This is a genomic window from Streptomyces geranii (assembly GCF_002954775.1).
In the GTDB taxonomy this organism is placed as follows: Bacteria; Actinomycetota; Actinomycetes; order Streptomycetales; family Streptomycetaceae; genus Streptomyces; species Streptomyces geranii.
In genome coordinates, this window is the sequence record NZ_KZ672952.1 from 796,683 (window position 1) to 815,807 (window position 19,125).

Annotated in this window: 10 protein-coding genes; 5 read left to right on the forward strand and 5 right to left on the reverse strand. The window is 69.8% G+C overall.

Translation table 11 applies throughout. The features are described 5' to 3' along the window. The first annotated feature begins 15 nt into the window (after window positions 1–15). The 3 genes from CW359_RS03305 to CW359_RS03315 all read left to right on the forward strand — a co-directional run bounded on the left by CW359_RS03305 (window position 16) and on the right by CW359_RS03315 (window position 8,775). On the forward strand, window positions 16–2,385 hold the full coding sequence (locus tag CW359_RS03305; RefSeq protein ID WP_105968138.1) for an alpha-L-arabinofuranosidase C-terminal domain-containing protein: 2,370 nt from the start codon (window positions 16–18) through the stop codon (window positions 2,383–2,385). Window positions 2,386–2,444: 59 nt separating this feature from the next. Next, window positions 2,445–6,986: an AbfB domain-containing protein gene (locus tag CW359_RS47060; RefSeq protein WP_105968139.1), complete on the forward strand. Its 4,542-nt coding sequence runs from the start codon at window positions 2,445–2,447 to the stop codon at window positions 6,984–6,986. A gap of 103 nt (window positions 6,987–7,089) precedes the next feature. Continuing rightward, the gene (locus CW359_RS03315; protein ID WP_157968475.1) at window positions 7,090–8,775 is read left to right on the forward strand and encodes an AbfB domain-containing protein; all 1,686 of its coding nucleotides are present in this window, start codon (window positions 7,090–7,092) and stop codon (window positions 8,773–8,775) included. A 425-nt stretch (window positions 8,776–9,200) separates the two neighbouring features. On the opposite strand, the gene CW359_RS03320 is transcribed toward CW359_RS03315, so the two are convergent. Further along, on the reverse strand, window positions 9,201–10,472 hold the full coding sequence (locus CW359_RS03320) for a M20 family metallopeptidase (protein ID WP_105968140.1): 1,272 nt from the start codon (window positions 10,470–10,472) through the stop codon (window positions 9,201–9,203). Beyond that, window positions 10,472–11,923 (reverse strand): MFS transporter, encoded by a 1,452-nt coding sequence (locus tag CW359_RS03325; protein ID WP_105968141.1) that lies wholly within the window; start codon window positions 11,921–11,923, stop codon window positions 10,472–10,474. The genes CW359_RS03320 and CW359_RS03325 overlap by 1 nt, the downstream gene beginning before the upstream one ends. Window positions 11,924–12,097: 174 nt before the next feature. Between CW359_RS03325 and CW359_RS03330 the strand changes: the two genes are divergently transcribed. Then, complete coding sequence (locus tag CW359_RS03330) at window positions 12,098–13,036, forward strand: Lrp/AsnC ligand binding domain-containing protein (RefSeq protein WP_105968142.1); 939 nt, start codon at window positions 12,098–12,100, stop codon at window positions 13,034–13,036. A 305-nt stretch (window positions 13,037–13,341) separates the two neighbouring features. Here CW359_RS03330 and CW359_RS03335 read toward each other — a convergent pair whose 3' ends face one another. After that, window positions 13,342–14,700 (reverse strand): carboxylesterase family protein, encoded by a 1,359-nt coding sequence (locus CW359_RS03335; RefSeq protein ID WP_105968143.1) that lies wholly within the window; start codon window positions 14,698–14,700, stop codon window positions 13,342–13,344. A 206-nt stretch (window positions 14,701–14,906) separates the two neighbouring features. After that, window positions 14,907–16,493: a long-chain-fatty-acid--CoA ligase gene (locus tag CW359_RS03340; RefSeq protein ID WP_105968144.1), complete on the reverse strand. Its 1,587-nt coding sequence runs from the start codon at window positions 16,491–16,493 to the stop codon at window positions 14,907–14,909. Window positions 16,494–16,518: 25 nt separating this feature from the next. Here CW359_RS03340 and CW359_RS03345 point away from each other — a divergent pair, with 25 nt between their 5' ends. Further along, the gene (locus CW359_RS03345) at window positions 16,519–17,781 is read left to right on the forward strand and encodes a PucR family transcriptional regulator (RefSeq protein WP_198655051.1); all 1,263 of its coding nucleotides are present in this window, start codon (window positions 16,519–16,521) and stop codon (window positions 17,779–17,781) included. A gap of 235 nt (window positions 17,782–18,016) precedes the next feature. Here the strand turns inward: CW359_RS03345 and CW359_RS03350 are convergent, their stop codons facing one another. Beyond that, complete coding sequence (locus CW359_RS03350) at window positions 18,017–19,051, reverse strand: Lrp/AsnC family transcriptional regulator (protein ID WP_198655052.1); 1,035 nt, start codon at window positions 19,049–19,051, stop codon at window positions 18,017–18,019. Window positions 19,052–19,125 lie beyond the last annotated feature (74 nt).

Here is a 19,125-nt window from a genome sequence, read left to right on the forward strand (position 1 = left end):
GAAAGGCAACCCCACATGCATCAGTCCAGGGCGGTCATCACGGTCGACGCCTCGGCGGCGGGAACACCCATCAGTCCCGATATCTTCGGGATCTTCTTCGAGGACCTCAACCACGCCGCGGACGGCGGCCTGTACGCGGAACTCGTCCGCAACCGGTCCTTCTCGTACTCGGAGGACGACCGCACCGACTGGCATTCCCTGACCGGTTGGGAACTCATCGGAGCCGCCGGAGTGACGGCGGGCGCGGACGGCCGCCCGTACGCCGAACTGCGCGTGGGCGACCCGGGTACCGCGGCGGGCCTGCGCAACGGCGGCTTCGGAGGGATCGCCATCACGGCCGGCGCCCGCTACACCGTGCGGGTCCTGGCCCGCAGCGTCGCAGGCGGACCGGCGGAACTCACCGCACTCCTGGAGACGACGGTCGGCGCGACACTGGGCGCGGTGACCGTCGGTACGGTCGCCTCCGACGAATGGACCTGGTACACCGGCACGGTCGAGGCCACGTCGACCGATCCCGACGCACGTTTCACCATCCTCGCGGACACCCGAGGCTCACTCCACCTGGCATTCGTCTCGCTCTTCCCCGAAGCCACCTACCGCAACCGGCCGAACGGGCTGCGCGCCGATCTCGCACAGGCGATCGCCGACCTGAAGCCGAAGTTCGTCCGATTCCCCGGCGGCTGTCTCGTCCACGGTGACGGCCTGGGCAACATGTACCGCTGGAAGGACACGCTCGGCCCGCTGGAGTCGCGCCGCACCCAGCGGAACCTGTGGGGCTACCACCAGTCCGCCGGGCTCGGCTACTTCGAGTACTTCCAGTTCTGCGAGGACATCGGCGCCAAGCCTCTTCCGGTGGTCGCCGCCGGGGTCTGCTGCCAGAACACACCGGGCGGGCAGCAGGCCATCGGCGAGGAGGACATGCCGGCGTACATCGAGGAGGTGCTGGATCTCGTCGAGTACGCCAACGGACCGGCGGACTCCCCCTGGGGCTCGGTGCGGGCGGCGGCCGGCCACCCCGAGCCGTTCGGCCTCGAGTACCTGGGCATCGGCAACGAGGACCTCATCACCCCCGCGTTCAAGGACCGCTTCGCCCGCATCCACGAGGCACTGCGTGAACACCACCCGGAGCTCACCCTGATCGGGACGGCCGGCCCCTCGCCGGTCGGCGACGAATGGGAGGCCGGCTGGGACTTCGCCCGCAAGCTCGGCGTCGAGGTGGTGGACGAGCACGCTTATAAAAGCCCGCGGTGGTTCCTGGAGAACACCCACCGGTTCGACGACCTCGACCGCTCCGGCCCGAAGGTCTACGTCGGCGAGTACGCCGCCCGGTCCAACACCATGCTCAGCGCGCTCGCCGAGGCCACGTTCATGATTGCCATGGAACGTGCCGGCGACGTGGTCCAACTGTCCTCCTACGCCCCGCTGCTGGCCAAGGTGGGCAACACCCAGTGGGTGCCGGACCTGATCTACTTCGACAACACCCGCGTCCACAAGACGCTCAACTACCACGTCCAGCAGATGCATTCGGTGAACTCCGGCGACACCCGGCTGCCGCTGACCGTCTCCGGCGGCCCGGCCGACCCCGCCCGGCCAGAGCCGGATTCCGACCGGCGCGGCATCAGCCTCGGCACCTGCGCCTCCCGGGCGGAGTTCGCCGACATCCGGGTGAACGGCAGTGCGTCCGGCGGCTGGGAGCCGCTGGCCGGGACATGGGAGGCCGTCGAAGGCGTTCTCCGCCAGACCGACGACGACGGGCAGGCCGTAGCCGTCCTGGCCGCCACGGCACCGGCCGGGGACTGCGTCATCACCCTGCGGGCCCGGCGTACGGGCGGGGCAGAGGGCTTCATCGTCGGCTTCGGACGGACCGCCCCGGGCGACCACTACCAGTGGAACCTCGGAGGCTGGAAGAACCTCTCCCTCACCCTTCAGCGCAGCGACGACACCATCGTCCACGACCTGGTCGATCCGGTACCGCACCCCATGGAGACCGGCCGCTGGTACGACGTCCGGATCGAACTGCGCGGCAGCCACATCCGCTGCTTCCTCGACGGAACACCGGTCCACGACCTGGTCGACGTACGGCGTGCCCCGGAGCGCTTCGCCGTCTCCTCCGTCCGCGACAGCCGGACCGGGGACGTGATCGTCAAGGTCGCCAACACGACCGCGAACACGGTGACCACCGTTCTCGACCTCCGCACTCAGGATGAGCGGTTCCCGCAGGTCACCGCGACCGTCCTGACCGCCGACCCGGATGACGGCAAGCCGTTCGCCCCGGCCCCCGCCGATCCGGTCACCGTGGCTCTGCCGCCCTCCGAGCCGGCCGAGCACGAACTGCCGCCGTACTCCTTCACCGTCTTCCGCGCGACGCGGCACCCCGCTTCCTGAACACCGGAGCGTTCCCGGAGTTCTCCTGACCACCGCCCGACCGAAAGGGACGTTTCGCCATGCTTGAATCCGCTCTGAGTCGCCGTCGTTTCGTCCAGACAGCCGCCGTCGGAGCCGCCGCCACGGCGAGCAGCTGGCTCTGGCAGTCGGCGCCCGCCGCCTACGCGGCCGAGTCCGCAAGGACCAGGGCCGCCGGACTGGTCGACAGACTCGTCCTCGGCGACGAGGACTCCGAAACCGCCCATGCCCTCATCACCGACGGCAGCTCCGTCGTGACGGGTGGCAACGCTGTCAAGGCGCGCGTGGCCACCCCCCTCGACCCGGCCACGGTCCGGGGCGGCGAACTCCGCTTCACCATGAAGACCGACCCCTCGGCACAGAACTACCTGACCCTGAAGCTGTGGGGCGAGGACAGTTCGGCGTACACCACCCTCGCCTACCTCAACGGCGAGCAGATCGGCTTCCGCCGCAACTCAGACTACGAGCCGTTCAGCTTCGGCTTCTCCAAGCCGGTCCCTGGCCGCTTCTACTACTCGACCGTGATGCTGCCGATCGAGATGACCACCGGCCGCGAGCAGGTGGAGATCACCCTGCGCACCTACGACGGCGGCTACTCCGGCAAGGTGACCTCGAACTCCCGCGGCTACTACGCCGTCTACACCCACACCGCCGGCCTGCTGGACGTGTCCGGCGAGGACCTGCCCTCGTACACCCCGCCCGCCAGTACCCCGGCCGACCTGAGCGACGACGAGAAGCAGCAGCTCATCGACGACCTGCGGGCGACCCAGATCAACATCTTCAACATCCTGTCCGCCAATGTCGACGCCTCCGCCTCCGGCAACATGTCGATCGTCCGGTACGTCGACGACCTGCGTTTCTACGCCGGGGCGCTGACCACCGACTGGTGCCCGGCCACCACGGCGGCGGAGCGGAAGACCGCCCTGCTGCGGCTCTTCAAGTGCGTCGACAACCACGTCAAGGACTACTACGGAAACACCGGACTGGTCCTGCGCGGCGGCCACCAGGGCGACTGGGGCGGCTACTACGGCGCACTCGGCGAAGCCCTCTACATCGCCGAGAACGTCATCGCCGACGACGACATCTACGGCCAGGACGCCTTCACCGCCTTCCTCGACGAGGAGTTCACCACCGGCACGGAGAACGGGAACACCTCACTCAAGGACGTCGACTTCGACGGCTCCACCCTGACCCGGCGGGCCGCCTGGGGGCGTTGCCTCAAGGCCAACTTCGACTTCGCCCGCGCCCGGCTGTCGTACATCTACAACCAGGTGCTCTACACCTACGAAGGCGCCTGGGAGGCCCACGAGGGTCTGCGCGTCATCGGCTCCTCCTTCTACGAGGGCCGGGCCCGCAGCCACGCCATCCTCGGCGAGGCCCTCGGCTTCGTCCCCTTCCTCGGCGAAGAGGTCCTGGTGGGCCCGGACGGCGAGGACCTCGACCTGTACCACTCGCTCTTCTACCACGACACCCAGGCACGCTTCACCGACGACTTCGTCCAGATCGTCGGCAAGGGCCTCGCCAAGAGCAAACTCGACGCGGACGGCGAGATCGTACGGCGCCTGCCCTACGGCAAGCACTACACCGGCATCACCGCGGCCGGCCTGACCCGCGAGAACACCTACGTCGGCAACTACGGCGAGGAGGCTTCCCGTTACTGCGGCGAGTACTTCTTCAAGACCCTCGGTCACAAGGGCGACGAGCAGCTCAACGACGACATCCTCAAACTGACCCTGACCAACCTCCACGCCCGCGGTTTCACCCGCTACGCGGGGGCCGACGACGCCGGTGAGAACCGGCTGATGCGCACCGAGGGCTTCATCGACGAGCGCAACATCTACGTCCCTGGCATCCCCGGCTACTCGACCCGCAGCAACTGGGGCCAGTCGCTGTTCCTGGCCGCCGTCGAAGCGCACATGAAGTCCGACCCCGGCCGCTACGCGGGCTCCGAGTGGACCGAGTACCGGGGTTACGCGGCCGAGGCGGTCGGCTTCACCCAGCAGCAGCTCGCCGACCACCAGTACTTCAACCACTTCGACTACGTCACCGCCTGGCCCAAGGTCGACCTGCGGATCGCCGAGACCTGGGCCTACCTCAAGACCCGGGAGCCGGCCGGGAAGGTGCTGCCGCAGACCGACTTCGGCGCCTACAGCTCCACCGAGATCAGCGCGCTGGGCGTGAACCCGGACGACTACCGGCAGTTCGCCTGGGTCGACATCGACAACATGTTCGTCTCCCTGCGCGACGGCGACCTGCGGATCTTCGGTTCGCTGTTCGTGCAGAACCGGGGCGTCGCCGGGAGCGGCCGGCTGCACGTGATCGCCCCGACGTACGAACACATCGTGCAACTGCACACCAACGGCCTGTTCCAGCACCGCGACTACTGGGCCCGCACCGACAACATCGACGCCGACTTCATGGAGGACATCGGCACCGGCGACAACTGGGCGCCGCAGGCGCTCGCCGGGGAGATCTGCCCGATCGCCTACCAGCCGGGCGTCGGCACCGTCCAGCGGGAGAACTTCGAGGCCGACACCCCCTACTCCGGCTACACCGACTTCCTCACCGCCCGCTACGGCTCCTATCTCTTCGGCGTCAACACCACCCGCAAGGACTACGGCAACAAGCAGACCTACCAGCTCGCCGTCCCCACCAGCCACCGCGGGTCCACCATCCTCGACCTGGTCTCCGGGAAGAAGCTCAAGATCAGCGACGGCAAGGTCTCCGTCGCGCCCTTCACCGCAGTGATCCTCAGGCTCTCCGAGGGCACGACCGAGGTTCTGCTGCCCTCCGTCGTCCGCTACGCCGCCGCCCTGCCCGGCGACAACGACATCGGCCTCACCTGGACGTCGACCGCGGGCGCGGAGTCGTACACGATCAAGCGCGCCACCCGTGAGAGCGGCGACTACGAGACCGTCGCGAGCGGCGTCAAGGGCTTGTACTGGAGCGACACGAAGGCCAAGCGGGGCCGCACGTACTACTATTCGGTCACCGCCGTGAACAGCGCCGGGCGCGGCTGGGCCTCCTGGCGCGCCGAGGCCACGCTCGCGGCACCGACGTCCGCGAACCTGCTCGGCACCTGCTGGCGCGACGACCGGCTCGGCTCGCAGACCAAGGGCAGGTCGTCCGTGAGCGGCGCGACGATCTCCATCGCCGGCGGGAACGGCACCGGACTCGGCAAGGGCGACGACTACCGGGTGGACAGCCGGGACATCGAGGACTCGCTGCTGTTCGTCAGCCGGGTCCTCGCCGGAAGCGGATCCGTCACGGCCCGGGTCGACGACCGAAGGGGCGCCCTGACCGGCCTGATGCTGCGCGACAAGATCGACGCCAACACGCGCTATCTCTACTTCGGCGTCGACGCCGACGGCAAGCTCGTCCTCGGCAACCGCGACCGGGACAGCCGCCACGACTGGCAGGACCAGGTCCGCTCCCCCCGCTCCGCGGACGTCAGCGACTTCAGCGCCGCCGACTACCCCTACCTGCGGCTGACCCGCGACTACCAGACCCACCAGGTCGTCGCGTTCGCCTCACCCGAGGGCAGCACCTGGACCTACGTCGGCTCCATGCTCATGCCCCTCCCCTACGCCGTGCACGCCGGCGTGGCCGCCTCCGGCGACGCGACCCTCGCCACCGTCAAGGTGCAGGACGCCCGCAACGGCGCGCTGCTGCCGTACATCGCCGCCCGCACGGACGACAAGGCCACCGTCGCCTGGAACAAGCCCGAGGACGCCGTCGGCTTCACCCTCTACCGGACCACCGACGCCGAGACGGCCGCCACCGACCCGCTGAAAAGCCCCGTCGGCTGGGACAAGGTCGCCACCGACACCCGGGAACGCAGCTGGACCCAGAAGGAACTGCGCCACGGCAGACGCTGGTTCAAGGTCTCGGCCTCGCTCTCGGACGGCGGCAGCGCGGTCTCCGCGGACTCCGTGGTCGCGGTCGCCGAGACCCTCGCCCAGGTCCTCGCCACGGCCCGCAGGACCGACGCGTCGGCCTACATGGAGGACAGCTACACCGCCTTCACCGCCGAACTCGACCGTATCGAGACCGAGGGCGCGAACTCCGGTGCCGACCTGGACGCCCTCATCGACGCCGTGTACGCCTCGTACGACCTGCTGGAATCCAACCGCAAGCTGGTGGTGGGAGCGATCCGGTCGCTGCGGGCCGTCGCCCTCCCGACCTACTACGCCGCGTACGGCTCCGACGCCCTCGGTGTCCTGAGCCAGGTCACCACCGCCAGTGGCGACACCGCCAAGGAGCAGGCCACCTTCACGGTGGTGGCCGGGCTCGCCGACTCCGCCGGCTTCTCGTTCCGCTCCGCCGACGGCCGCTACCTGCGCCACTCCGGCTTCCGCATCCGGCTCGACACCAACAACAACTCCTCCCTGTTCGCGCAGGACGCGACCTTCCACGCCGTCACCGGATCCGGTGACGACCAGGCGGTGCGGCTGATGTCGCACAACTTCCCCACCCGGTGCGTCCGCCACCGGAACTACCAGCTCTGGGTGGACGAGTACGACTCCACCAACTCCCTCCTCCAGTCCGACAGCTCCTTCATCCCCCTCCCGCCCTCCTTCTGAAGCAAGCCCCTGGTCGAGATGCCGCCGCCGTCCGTCCCCCACCGGCCGGCGGCGGCCTCACACCGCACAACTCCATAACCTCGCCATTTACTTGGAGAGAAAAATGCAGGAAAACAACGCCCGCCAACGCAGTCGGCGCGATGTTCTCAAGGCAGCGGCCGGTGTGTCCGCCGCGGCCGTGACCACTCCCCTGCTCACCGCGTCCCCAGCCTCCGCCGTGACGTACGTCCACCCCGGCCTGCTCCACACCTCGGCCGACCTCACCCGCATTGCCACCCAGGTCTCCGCCGGAGCCCAGCCATGGACCGCGGGCTGGAACACTCTCACCGCCAACGCCCACGCGGCCAGCGCCTGGACACCCAGCGCGGTCGCCACCATCTACCGGGGCGCCGGGACTCCTGAGAACTACGGCCTGCTCTACAACGACATCGCCGCCGCCTACCAGAACGCCCTGCGCTGGCGCATCACCGGCACCACCTCGTACGCCGCGTGCGCCGCGACCATCCTCAACGCCTGGTCGAACACGCTCACCTCGCTCCAGGGAACGGCCGACGTCTTCCTCTCCTCCGGGATCTACGGCTACGAGATCGCGAACGCCGCCGAAATCCTGCGCGGCTACAGCGGGTTCGACCTCGACGCGTTCAAGACCATGATGCTGAACGTGTTCTACCCGCTCAACAACAACTTCCTGGTCAACCACAACGGCGCCTACCTCAGCAACTACTGGGCCAGCTGGGACCTGTGCAACATGGCCTCCGTCCTGGCCATCGGCGTCCTCTGCGACGACTCCGCCAAGGTCGACCAGGCCGTGAACTACTTCAAGACGGGCGGCGGCATGGGCTCCATAGCCAACGCCGTCCCCTACGTCTACGCCGACCAGGGCCTGGCCCAGTGGCAGGAGAGCGGCCGGGACCAGGGCCACAGCATGCTCGGCATCGGCCTCATGGCCAGCGTGTGCGAAATGGCCTGGCACCAGGGCATCGACCTCTACGGCTACGACAGCAACCGGTTCATGAAGGCGTGCGAGTACGTCGCCAAGTACAACCTCGGCGAGGACGACGTGCCCTTCACCGACTACTACTGGTTCTACGGCGCGCCGGGCGTGTGGTCGGGGTCCCAGACCTTCACCGAGATCTCCACCGCCGGCCGGGGCGAGGTCCGCCCGGTCTGGGCGCAGCTGTACAACCACTACGCGGTGCGCAAGGGGCTGTTCGTGCCCAACACCGCCGCGATGGCGAAGGTCGTCGAACCCGAGGGCGGCGGCGGTGACTACGGCCCCAACAGCGGCGGCTACGACCACCTCGGCTTCACCACGCTCACCTCGACCGAGCAGGCCCGCACCACCCTGCCGACGGGCGTGACACGGTCGTTCCAGTCGGTCAACTTTCCGTCGTACTACGCCTCGTACGGCTCGGACAGTCTCGGCTACCTGACACAGGTCACGTCGAGCAGTACAACCGCCGTCAAGCAGCAGGCGAGCCTCACGATCGTGGCTGGCCTCGCCGACTCGGACGGCTACTCCTTCCGTCTCTCCGACGGCCGCTATCTGCGCCACTTCGGCTTCCGTGTCGTTGCCGCCACCTCCGACGGCACGGCCACCTTCAACGCCGACGCCACCTTCTACGCCCTGCCGGGCTCAGCCGGTGGGTCAGTGCGCCTGGTGTCGTACAACTACCCCGGGCGCTGCATCCGGCACCGCGGCTTCGAACTCTGGGTGGACCCCTACGACCTGCTCAACCCCGGCTTCCGGGAGGACAGCTCCTTCGCGCCGGTCACCGCCTGGGCCTGAGAAAGGACACGTCCCTGCCCCGGCGTGGGCAGGGACGTGCGGGCTGTACACCGCGGGCGGTGAGGGAGGCTGCGTCTGGCGACGTCATCCGACACACCGGACCGTCGAGACGGCGCGATGCGGGACCCAGGGAATGGAACTCCTGACGGCGGTGCGGACCGGCACGTCCGCCGGTGCCCACGCCCTTGCCGCGCTCGTCGGCCGCCTCTGATCGCTCTCCGGCTGGCTCATCACTCATGGCCCCTGTTCGATGGAGGTGTGACCTTGGGCCTCGGTGAGGAGTGCGCAATCAGGGCTGGGCGGGACTGGCGGACAGAAGGCGCCGGTTCGGCCGCGTGGTTCAGGATCGACTCGGTGTATGGGAGCCGCGTCACCGTCCAGCGGACCGGCGGACGCACAGACGTCCCATGAACTCCGAGTGCCGATCACCGGGCTACCGGAACGCCAAGCGCTTGGCCATGGCTGTCCTGGTAGCGCGGACGGCCTCTCTGATCGGCGAGCAGCCTACGCCGGATCACGTCATCCTCGACGGCCGCCGCCGCGGCGAGCGCAAGAGCCGTGGCGCCGTCGATCACCGCGCGGTCACCCGCGGGCGACACCGCCGCGGCGGCGAAGCTCTGGTGGTGAGGCGTGGCCTCCACACCGAGCAGGGCGATCATGGGGTGGATCGACGGGAGGTACTGCGAGACGTTGCCCATGTCGGTCGAGCCGAGGGTGCCGCCGTCGGGCTGTGGCGTCAGCTCGTACCCCAGTTCCTCGACCATCACCTTGTCGAAGAGATCCGCGAGATCGTCGTCATGTCTCAACGGTGCGTAAGGCAGCTCTGGTTGCGCTGTCTCCAGCTCGCACCCACTCGCCAGCGCGGCCCCTTCGAGCACCCGCCGCACCCTGGCGCGCGCGTCGTTCCACTCCCCCTCGGCGATGCCGCGGATCTCCACCTCGACAACACCCGTCTCCGGGATGACGTTGGTCGCGGTGCCGGCCTCGACGACGAAGGACCCGACGGTGACCGTCCTGCGCAGCTGCTGACGGAGGAGACCGAGTCCGACCTGCGTGAGCGTGATCGCGTCTCCCGCGTTCACACCGTCGTGCGGTGCGAAGGCGGCGTGCGCGGTCTTCCCGCGGAACGTGGCGACGATCCGCTCGTAGGCCTGTGTGGTGATCCCGCGGGAGACCATCTGGGCGAACGGCCCTCCGTGCACCATGAGTGAGAAGGTGGCATCGTCCCAGGCACCTCGCTGGAGCATGAGGATCTTGCCCCCGCCGAGTTCCTCGGCCGGCGTGCCCAGGAACTTCACCCGGATGCCGAGCCGGTCCGCCACCGCGCGAAGCCCGAGGGCGGCTCCGACCCCGGCGGCGGCGATGATGTTGTGGCCGCACGCGTGACCGATGCCGGGCAGGGCGTCGTACTCGCCGAGGACCGCGACGGTGACCTCACCGGTGCCGTACGTCGCCTCGACGGCGGTCGGCAGGTCGTAGACACCGCGGACCACTTCGAAGCCCTCGGCTTCGAGGAAGTCGGCGACGCGGGCCGAGGCACGGTGCTCTTCGAAGGCGAGCTCGGGGTCGTGGCCGATCGCCTGGCTGAGGGCGACCAGCCGATCCCGGTTCGTGTCGATCACGGCACGCACCTGTCGGCGGACGGTCGGGACCGCTCCCGCGACTTCAGGTGTGCCCCGGTCCTGGACGGGGGTCATCAGAGCGCTCCGATCCGGGCGGGCTCGGCGGTGGGGGCGGATGTGTCACGCGGACGCGGCGACCCGAGCAGCAGGGCGAGGAGCGCGGCGGCCACGAGGATGCCGGCGAACACGTACCAGATGACCTGGAAGGCATGCAGTGGTGTGCCGCCGGTGGCTGTCACCAAGGTGGCCATGATCGTCGCCACGAGGGCTCCCGCGAGCGACCCGCCGAGCGTACGGCCCGTGTTGTACAGGCCCGACACGGACGCGGGGGCCGACTGGGGAGCCCGGTCGATGACGACACCGGGCAGGACCGCGAGGGCGATGCCGGTACCGAGCGAGTTGAGTGAGAACAGGGCTGCGACGACGAGCGTGCCGGACGGGCCGGTGGCGAGCACCGCCAACCCGACGACCGGCACCAGGCACGCGAGGCACACGGCGAGCCGCACACCGAGCCACCTCACGACGAGCGGTGCCACGAGCGTGCCCGCCGTCAGGAACGACACCGTGAACGCGAAGACACCGCCGATCGCGCCGGTGGACACGCCCGCCCCGTAGCCGGACTCGGCCGGATCGGCGCCGAGGTAGAGCACGGTCGGGGTCACGGAGCCGAAGAGCGGCATGGAGACGAGGGCACCGAGCAGCAGCGGCACGCCAAGACGGGCCTGACGCAGCACCTTCACGTCGAACAGCGGCATCCGGGCGCGGTTCTCGACGACGAGGAAGAGGAGCAGGAGGGCCACGCCGACGACGAGTGGCGCAAGTGTGGACGGCGACGTCCAGCCGACGTTCGTCCCTGCCGCGAGGCCCGACATGACACCGATGAGCGCGACACCCAACGTGCCCGCCCCGGCCCAGTCGACGGCCCGGCCGGGGTCACCCGCGGTGGCGGGTACGACAAGGCCGACGACGACGGTCATCACGACGAGCGGGGCCGCGCCGATCAACTGGGTGACGACGAGGTCGTCGACTGCTTCCATGAGGTAGCCGCTGGTCAGGGCGCCCAGCGCCACGCCCAGGGTCAGCGCGCCGACGAGCACGCCGACGGCGCGGTTCGCCGTGTCCGGACGGTGCCGCTTCAGAAGTGACATCTCGATCGGCAGCATGGCCGCCATCGGGCCCTGGACGACCGAGCCAACGATCAGGAAGGTGAAGGTCGGTGCGACCGCGATGAGGAGCGAACCCGCGGCGGTGAGCGAGGCGGCGACCACCAACAGCCGTCTGGGGCCGAACCGGTCCGCGAGGTTGGTCATCAACGGAACGGAGACCGCCGATGACAGCAGGCCGACGGCGATGACCCATCCCAGGTCCCCGCCGGTGATCCCGTAGTGGGAACCGATCTCTCCGAGCAGCGGGCCGATCCAGCCCTGGATGACTCCGGCGAAGAATTCGAGAGCGAGGAGGGTGGGGAGGAGGGCGACTCCGACGCTGGTTCTGGCGCTGTCTCCTGAGGCGGATGCTTCGTTCATGGGGATGGTCCCGTTCGTGGGGTGGCACTGGGCAGGTCGGCAGCCAGGATCAGCCGCGCGCGCAGAGTGCGGCTAAGATGCACGAAGTTCGCGTAAAAGGAGTGATGATTGCAGCAGAACAGCCTGGATAAGCTGGATTTGCAGATTATCCACGCGCTCCAGATAGAGCCGAGAGTGGCCTGGAACGTACTCTCCGGCGTGCTCGGCAGTGACGCCGTGACGCTCTCCCGGCGCTGGGCACGCATCGAGCGCGCGGGGCTCGCCTGGATCACCGCGGCTCCAGGTGGCCCGGACCCCGGAGGCACACTGGCACTCGTGGAGTTCGTCTGCGAGCCGGACGCCGTGCTCACGGCCGCGGACGCCGCCGCTGCCGATGCCGCGATCTGTTCGATCGACCTCACCGCGGGCCGACGGGAATTCATCGCGACGCTCGTGGTCCGCGACGACGCGGAGCTCGCCGAGTACGCCCTGAACCGCATGGGTGCGATCCCCGGCGTACGGAGCGTTCGCACGCACGTCGTCAACGAGATGCTGCGACAGGGGGCGGACTGGACCGTCGACACGTTGGGCCCCACCCAGCGCAGACACATCCCCACGCCGCGCCCACCTCGCGCGGGCTCCGCCAAGCGAATCGGGACGGCGCTCACCGCCGACCTCTGCCGTCTGCTGTCCCGCAACGGCCGCGCGACCTGTGCGGCACTGGCCACGGAGCTCGGCATCAGCGCCCAGCAGGTGAGCGACGCGATCGCCCGCCTGCGGCACGACGGGTCGCTCGTACTGCGGACCGATGTCGCGGCCTGTCACTCGAACTGGCCGATCGCCACCTGGTACTTCATCCAGGCCCCCGCCGCCACGGTGATCGGGGCCCGAGGGGTGCTCGACGGCATGCCGACGGTCCAGTTCGCCGGAAGCGCGACCGGACCGTTCAACCTGATCGTGGCGGCGGGTGCCCGCGCGAAGCAGGAGGTGCTCCATCTGGAGGCGGAGTTGGAGCTTCGTCTGCCGCACGCGCGGATCATGGACCGGTCCGTCGTCCTCCGGCGGCACAAGCACCTGGGACGACTGCTCGACGCGTCCGGCCGCGCGAACGGTCAGTTCGTTCCCCTGCGGTGACTGGCGCTCCGGTGCGATCACGGCGGAGCGCCACAGTGTCTGCCGCCGCGGACGTCCTGCCGAAGTGTTCGTCGCAGCCCAGGCAGACCGGCGGAAGGACGACGGTCCGCAGGCAGGTGCCGTGTCGTGAGGACGGGCTTCCGCGTCTGCGCTCGCGACCCCGGTCGCCCGAGGTCAGCCGCGGGCCCCTGCCGAACATGACCGGACCTGGCCCGTGGGCTCCTCAGGATGGACTGCGCGGAACTCGTACGGGACACCCGGCGCGGGGTCCTGGGGGTGCCGGGACTCAAGGCGGCGGCCGACAGTCATGCGCGGCGGACGGTGATGACGCCGGGGACAGTGGTGTCCGGGAGCGTGCCGGTGCGGGCGAACTCGGCCCACAGGGCGCGTACCGGCCTGCCGTCCCTCTCGACCTGGTCCATGGGCAGACCGCCCAGAAGCGCTGCGCCGGTCCAGGCTTCGCGGTGGGGAAACAGCAGCGGCACATCGGCGGCGTGGGCGGCCCTGAGAGGGTTGTCGCGCGCTCCCCAGGTGACCGTGTAGCGGTGGATCCGGCCGCCGCCGCGCTTCATCCTTCGCACGAGCCGGGTCATGCCGCGGCCGAAGACCAGCCAGGTCAGAAGGGAGACGAGGACCGGCCGCAGGAGACGCCCGGCGAAGGGGATCCTGACCAGCTTGGCGAACGGCGGCAGGGAGTCCACGTAGAAGGCGGCTTCACGGCTGGTACGGCCGATGAGCACGTCGATGTCCCGGGCCGCCTCGGTCCAGGCTTGGTAGACCTCGCTCTCGGGAGGCAGCGGCTCGTGACCGTACTGGACGCTGAAGGCCATGGCGGCCTTCAGGCCGTGCGGTGCCGCCTGCGCCGCCACCTCGGGGAGCGCGGCGAGGACCTGCTCGGCGTCGAGAGTCAGGTCCAGGGACTCGGCTGCCCGGGCCATGTCCCGTGTCATCGCCTCCCGGCCGCGCCAGACGCCCAGCGGCGCGCTCTGGATGATCGCGCGGCGGAAGAGTCCGCGAGTGCCGTCCGCGATCATGAGGTGGGCCACGGCGTCGCCGCCCGCCGACTCCCCGAACAGTGTCACGCTGCCGGGATCTCCGCCGAAGGACTCGATGTTGCGCTGGATCCAGCGCAGGGCCTCGATCTGGTCGTACAGCCCGAGGTTGGCGGGCCGATCGGCATGCCCCAGGTAGCCGAAAAGGCCCAGCCGGTAGGTCACCGCGACCACGATCACCCGCTGCTCGCGCACCAGGGCGGCCGGGTCGTACGCCGGGGTGTCAGCGACCCCGTTGGTGTAGGCGCCGCCGTGGATCCAGACCATGACGGGCAACCGCTCGTCGGGTCCGAGGTCGGCGGGCAGGGTGACGGACAGCCGCTGGCAGTGCTCGTCGTAGGCGACGCCCGCCCGGTAGGGGCCGACGATGCGCTGGGTGATCGGGTCGGGGGGCTGTGGACAGGCCGGGGCCGGCGTGATGGCGAGAACGGGTTCGGCGGCGGGCGGTTCCGGGCAGGGGCGCTCGAAGCGGGCGGCGCCGGCGTACCGGATGCCGGTCGCTCGGATCAGGTCGCCGTCACGCCGGGCGATCACCGTTCCCGCGGGGCAGTCGAAGCGGGGCGGCCCGTCCGCGCTGCCGGGGTGCGGCTGGGAGAGGGAGTGCTGGGTCAACGTCGTTCCTCCGACTGGTTGTCGATCACTGGGATTGGCCTGTCCGGCGTGGCACGGCCGCCGGCGCGCCGGACGATCCAGCCGTCAGCGGGGCCGGGCCCGCTCCAGGCCGTGCGGCGGAGCGAGCACGCGCGGAGACCCGTTCCCCGATGGTCCCGTCCTTGGGACGGGACGGAGCGGGCGCGGTGCACCCGGTCGGCACGCGCTCACATCCGGGCTCTGATCTCGCGCTTGAGGATCTTGCCGGTCGGCCCCTTGGGCAGTTCGTCCACGATGCGTACGGCCCTGGGGTATTTGTAGGCGGCGACGCGGTCGCGCGCGTACGTCCGCAACTCCTCGGGCGTGGCTGTGCTGTGCGGCCTCAGGGACACCACGGCGATGACCTCCTCGCCGTGCACCGGGTGGGCGACGCCGACGACGGCGGCCTCACCGACGGCCGGATGACTGTGGAGCACCTCTTCGATCTCGCGCGGGTAGACGTTGTAGCCACCACGGATGATCATGTCCTTCTTGCGGCCCACCACGTAGTGGAAGCCGTCCTCGTCGCGACGCCCGATGTCCCCGGTGTGGAACCAGCCGTCGCGGATGGCGGCCCGGGTCTGCGAGGGATCGTTCCAGTATCCCTTCATGACGTTGTGACCACGGACGACGATCTCACCGCGCTCGCCCGGGAGCACGTCCTTCCCGTCGTCGTCGACGAGGCGGAACTCCACCCCGTCGACCGGGGTTCCGATCGAGCCCGGGCGCCGGGCGTCGGCCCGGTTGAACGACGCGATCGGGGAGGTCTCCGACAGCCCGTAGCCCTCCAGGACCACGCACGCGAAGGTGTCCTCGAACCGGGTCATCACCTCCACCGGCATCGCCGCGCCGCCCGAGACGCACACCCTGAGCCGGGAGAGGTCGTACGCGGTGGCGGCGGGGTGGTTGAGGAAGGCGACGTACATCGTCGGAACGCCGGCGAAGACGGTGACCCGGTCCCGCACCAGTACCTCGAACGCCTCGGCCGGGTCGAAGCGCGGCAGGAGCGTCAGGCAGGCACCTGCCCGCACGGCCGCGTTGAGGGAACACGTCTGTCCGAAGACGTGGAACAGCGGCAGTCCTCCGAAGACCACGTCGTCGGCCCCGATCGCCATCAGGTCGACGGCTATGTCTATGTTGCGGCCGAGACCCGCGTGGGTGAGTTCGGCTCCCTTGGGCCGACCGGTGGTCCCGGAGGTGTAGAGGATCACCGCGGTGTCGTCGCCGCCGCGGTCGGCGACCTCCGCCGTCTCCGGTGAGCCGGCGAGCACGCCGGGGAACCCGTCCGGGTCGACCAGTACCGTCGTCGCCCTCGAGAACCTGACCCCGGCTTCGGCCGCCTCCCGGAATCCGGCCCAGACGAAGAGCAGCCGGGCTCCGGAGTCCGTCAGGTAGTGGGCGACCTCCGCCTCCTTGAGGAGCGGGTTCATCGGTACGACGATCCCGCCGGCCCGGAGGATCCCGAAGTACAGGACGGCGAACTCCGGAACATTGGGCAGCATCAGGCCGACCCTGTCGCCAGGTCTGATTCCGTGCGCACGCACAAGACCCGCGGCGCGACGGCTCAGCCGCTCCAGGTCCTCGTACGTCTGAGCGGAAGCGCCGAAGCGAAGGGCGGTCCGCCCTGCGTACTGTGCGGCGGATCGCCGCAGGTTGAGGGCTATGTTCACGCTCACCGTCCTCCCGGTCGACTGGTCCCGCCCATGGTCCGGCGGGCCGCCCCTGGACGGCAACGTTCGCCCGCACGGAATACAAAGGTCCGGACTTGTGCGCATGCACAATCAGGGTTTGGATACCGCCATGCGGAAACACGCGGGTCCGGGGCAGGACACGGACAGTGGGAGCACACCGGCACGGCCGGACGCGCGGATCGTCGCGGCCTGTGACGTACTCCTGGCGAGGTCCGGCGAGCTGGCTGACGGCCTGGCTCGGCTGATCATGGAGAAGGAGACCTTCTACGCCGACAACTTCGGCCGGGACGAGCTCGCCGCCGTCCACCGCGTCAACATCGACGCGATGCTCACCAGGCTGGCAGGGCGTCCCGGCCCCGGTCTCGACGCCCCGCGCGAGACCGGGCGCCTGCGTACCGAACAGGGCGTGCCGCTGTCAGTGGTCCTGCGGGCCTACCGGCTGGGCGGCACCTACGTGTGGGAGAGGCTCGTCGATGCGGCCGGCGACGACGCCGGCACCCGGGAGGCGATGCTCGCGTACGTCACGCAGGTGTGGGGAATCATCGACGACTTCTCCCAGGCCCTCACCGAGAGGTACCGAGAGGCCGACCACCTGCAGGACGCCCTCGACGCACGGCGCCGTGAAGGTGCGTTGGCGGCCGTCCTGACCGGGCACGTCACCAGAGCCACGGGAATGCGCGAACTGGCGCAGACCCTGGGGCTGCCCCGCGCCGGACAGCTGGTGGTCGTCGCGGCCGCAGCGACTCCGGGTGCCGGTCCGCTCGCCGACATCGAGCGGACACTCACCGCGGCCGGTGTCGGCTCCGCGTGGCGCACCGACCTGGCCCACCAGGTCGGGATCGTGGGACTCACCGGCGCCTTTTCCATGGAGCGTCTCTGCGGCCACCTCTCCTCGATCGCGGCCGAGGGCGTCGGTGTCAGCGAGCGGTTCGCCACCCTCGAACAGGCGCCGCGGGCCCATCGCCAGGCTCGTCTGGCGATGGCCACGGCCGGTCCGGGCCAGGTGGTGCGCTGCGAGCGGTCACCGATCGCGGTACTCCTCGCCGGCGAGCCCGAGATGTCCCGCGACCTCATGCGGTCGGTGCTCGGCCCGCTGCTGGAACGCCCCGACCGGGAGCGGGACATGCTCCTGGACACTCTTCGCGCCTGGTTCCGGGAACAGGGCTCCGCGAGCGGGACGGCGCGGTCACTGTGCTGCCATCGGAACACCGTCCGGTACCGCCTGGCCAAGGTCACGGAACTCACCGGCCGGGAACTGCAGGACCCCGTCGCGTCCGCCGAGCTGTACTGCGCGCTGGAGGCGGAGCGCATCAGCCGAATCGCCTCAGAGGACACCGCTGCGATTCCCGTGTCGGGGCGTCCGGCAGACTGACTCCAGGACGCTCGCGGGCACCGCGCCGGTCCTGGGCACACTCCGGCCGACGAGCCGGTCCGCCAGGCCTGGCGGACCGAGGCCGCAGATGGCAGCGGGGGGCTTGGAGTCAATCTGCCGGCAGGACCAGCGCGCCCTTATGGAGCTGAAGCCGAACACTCGCTCCGCACAGCATGCCGTCGGCCCGAGGAAGGACCGCGCGGCGGCGTGAAGACGCCAGGACGGCGGGGTCCGGTCACACCCCGATCGTGAGCGGCCAGAGGTCGAGCGGAACGGTCTCACGGGCGTGCTCGTGTCGATCCAGAACCCGCCCGATGCGCTTGACCTGGCGCAGTGCGAGCGCGGTGTGGAGAACCTCCAGGTCGGTGATGCGTTCGACGAGCGCGGCCTGGAGCACCTGCATGTCGGCGACCGACCGCAGCCACACCGTCAGCAGCAGGTTCGCCCGGCCACCGGTGATTCCGACGCACTGCCGCGTCTCCGGCAGTGACGCGAGCTGGGAGGTGACGGCGTCGTGCCGGGCAGGCGGTACCCGGCACCAGAGCGAGGCGGCGACCGGCCAGCCGGACAACGGCTGGGCCACCTCGCAGCGGATGATCACACGCTTGGAGACCAGCAGCGAGTCGAGACGTCGGCGCACGGTGCTGATGCTCAGTCCGCTGGCGTCGGCGAGGTGGCTGTAGGAAGCACGGCCGTCGGCGGACAGAGCGGTCAGCAGCGGTAGGTCGCGGGACCCGATGGGGCGGGGCGTCTGTTCGACCGGCCGCGGTCCGCCGCTCAGGATCCGCTGCCGTTGGGCGGCCGTCAGCGCCCGCAGGGTCCACCGGGCGGCCTCGGCGACAATTCGCGTGGCCACCTGGGCGCGGGTACCGGTCACGCCGGGAATGACCCCCAGGTCCGTGACCAGGAACTCGGAGAGGGCAGCGAGTCCGCCGACGAGAACGGTGAGCAACAGGTCGCTGCCGCCGGTGATGTGCTCGATGGTGGCCACCCGTGTGTCGGCGGCGAGCCGTTCCGCCACGGCGTCCGCGGTTCCGGCCGCGCACCCGACCTCCACGAACACCACGAGTACCGCACCGACACCGGCCGCCCCGGGATACACCGAGATCCACGCCCGGCCGGTCCTCACGAGACGTTGCCAACGACGGGCAGCGGTGGCCGGATCGATGTCCAGCACCGAGGCGATCAGTGTCCAGGACGCACGCGGACTGATCTGCAGCGCGTTGACAAGTTTCAGCTCCAGCTCGTCCAGTTCGACGAAATCCCGCATCAGACTCCTGTCAACAACATAATCCTGCACATCGGCGAGTGTAATCACACCCCTGCGCATCCTCTGTCGTGTCA

What these genes read in the sequence shown, in the direction of transcription:
- CW359_RS03305 (WP_105968138.1), top strand. Translation starts at nt 16, where the DNA reads ATGCATCAGTCCAGGGCGGTCATCACGGTCGACGCCTCGGCGGCGGGA.
- CW359_RS47060 (WP_105968139.1), top strand. Translation starts at nt 2,445, where the DNA reads ATGCTTGAATCCGCTCTGAGTCGCCGTCGTTTCGTCCAGACAGCCGCC.
- CW359_RS03315 (WP_157968475.1), top strand. Translation starts at nt 7,090, where the DNA reads ATGCAGGAAAACAACGCCCGCCAACGCAGTCGGCGCGATGTTCTCAAG.
- CW359_RS03320 (WP_105968140.1), bottom strand. Translation starts at nt 10,472, where the DNA reads ATGACCCCCGTCCAGGACCGGGGCACACCTGAAGTCGCGGGAGCGGTC.
- CW359_RS03325 (WP_105968141.1), bottom strand. Translation starts at nt 11,923, where the DNA reads ATGAACGAAGCATCCGCCTCAGGAGACAGCGCCAGAACCAGCGTCGGA.
- CW359_RS03340 (WP_105968144.1), bottom strand. Translation starts at nt 16,493, where the DNA reads ATGCGCACAAGTCCGGACCTTTGTATTCCGTGCGGGCGAACGTTGCCG.
- CW359_RS03345 (WP_198655051.1), top strand. Translation starts at nt 16,519, where the DNA reads ATGCGGAAACACGCGGGTCCGGGGCAGGACACGGACAGTGGGAGCACA.
- CW359_RS03350 (WP_198655052.1), bottom strand. Translation starts at nt 19,051, where the DNA reads ATGCGGGATTTCGTCGAACTGGACGAGCTGGAGCTGAAACTTGTCAAC.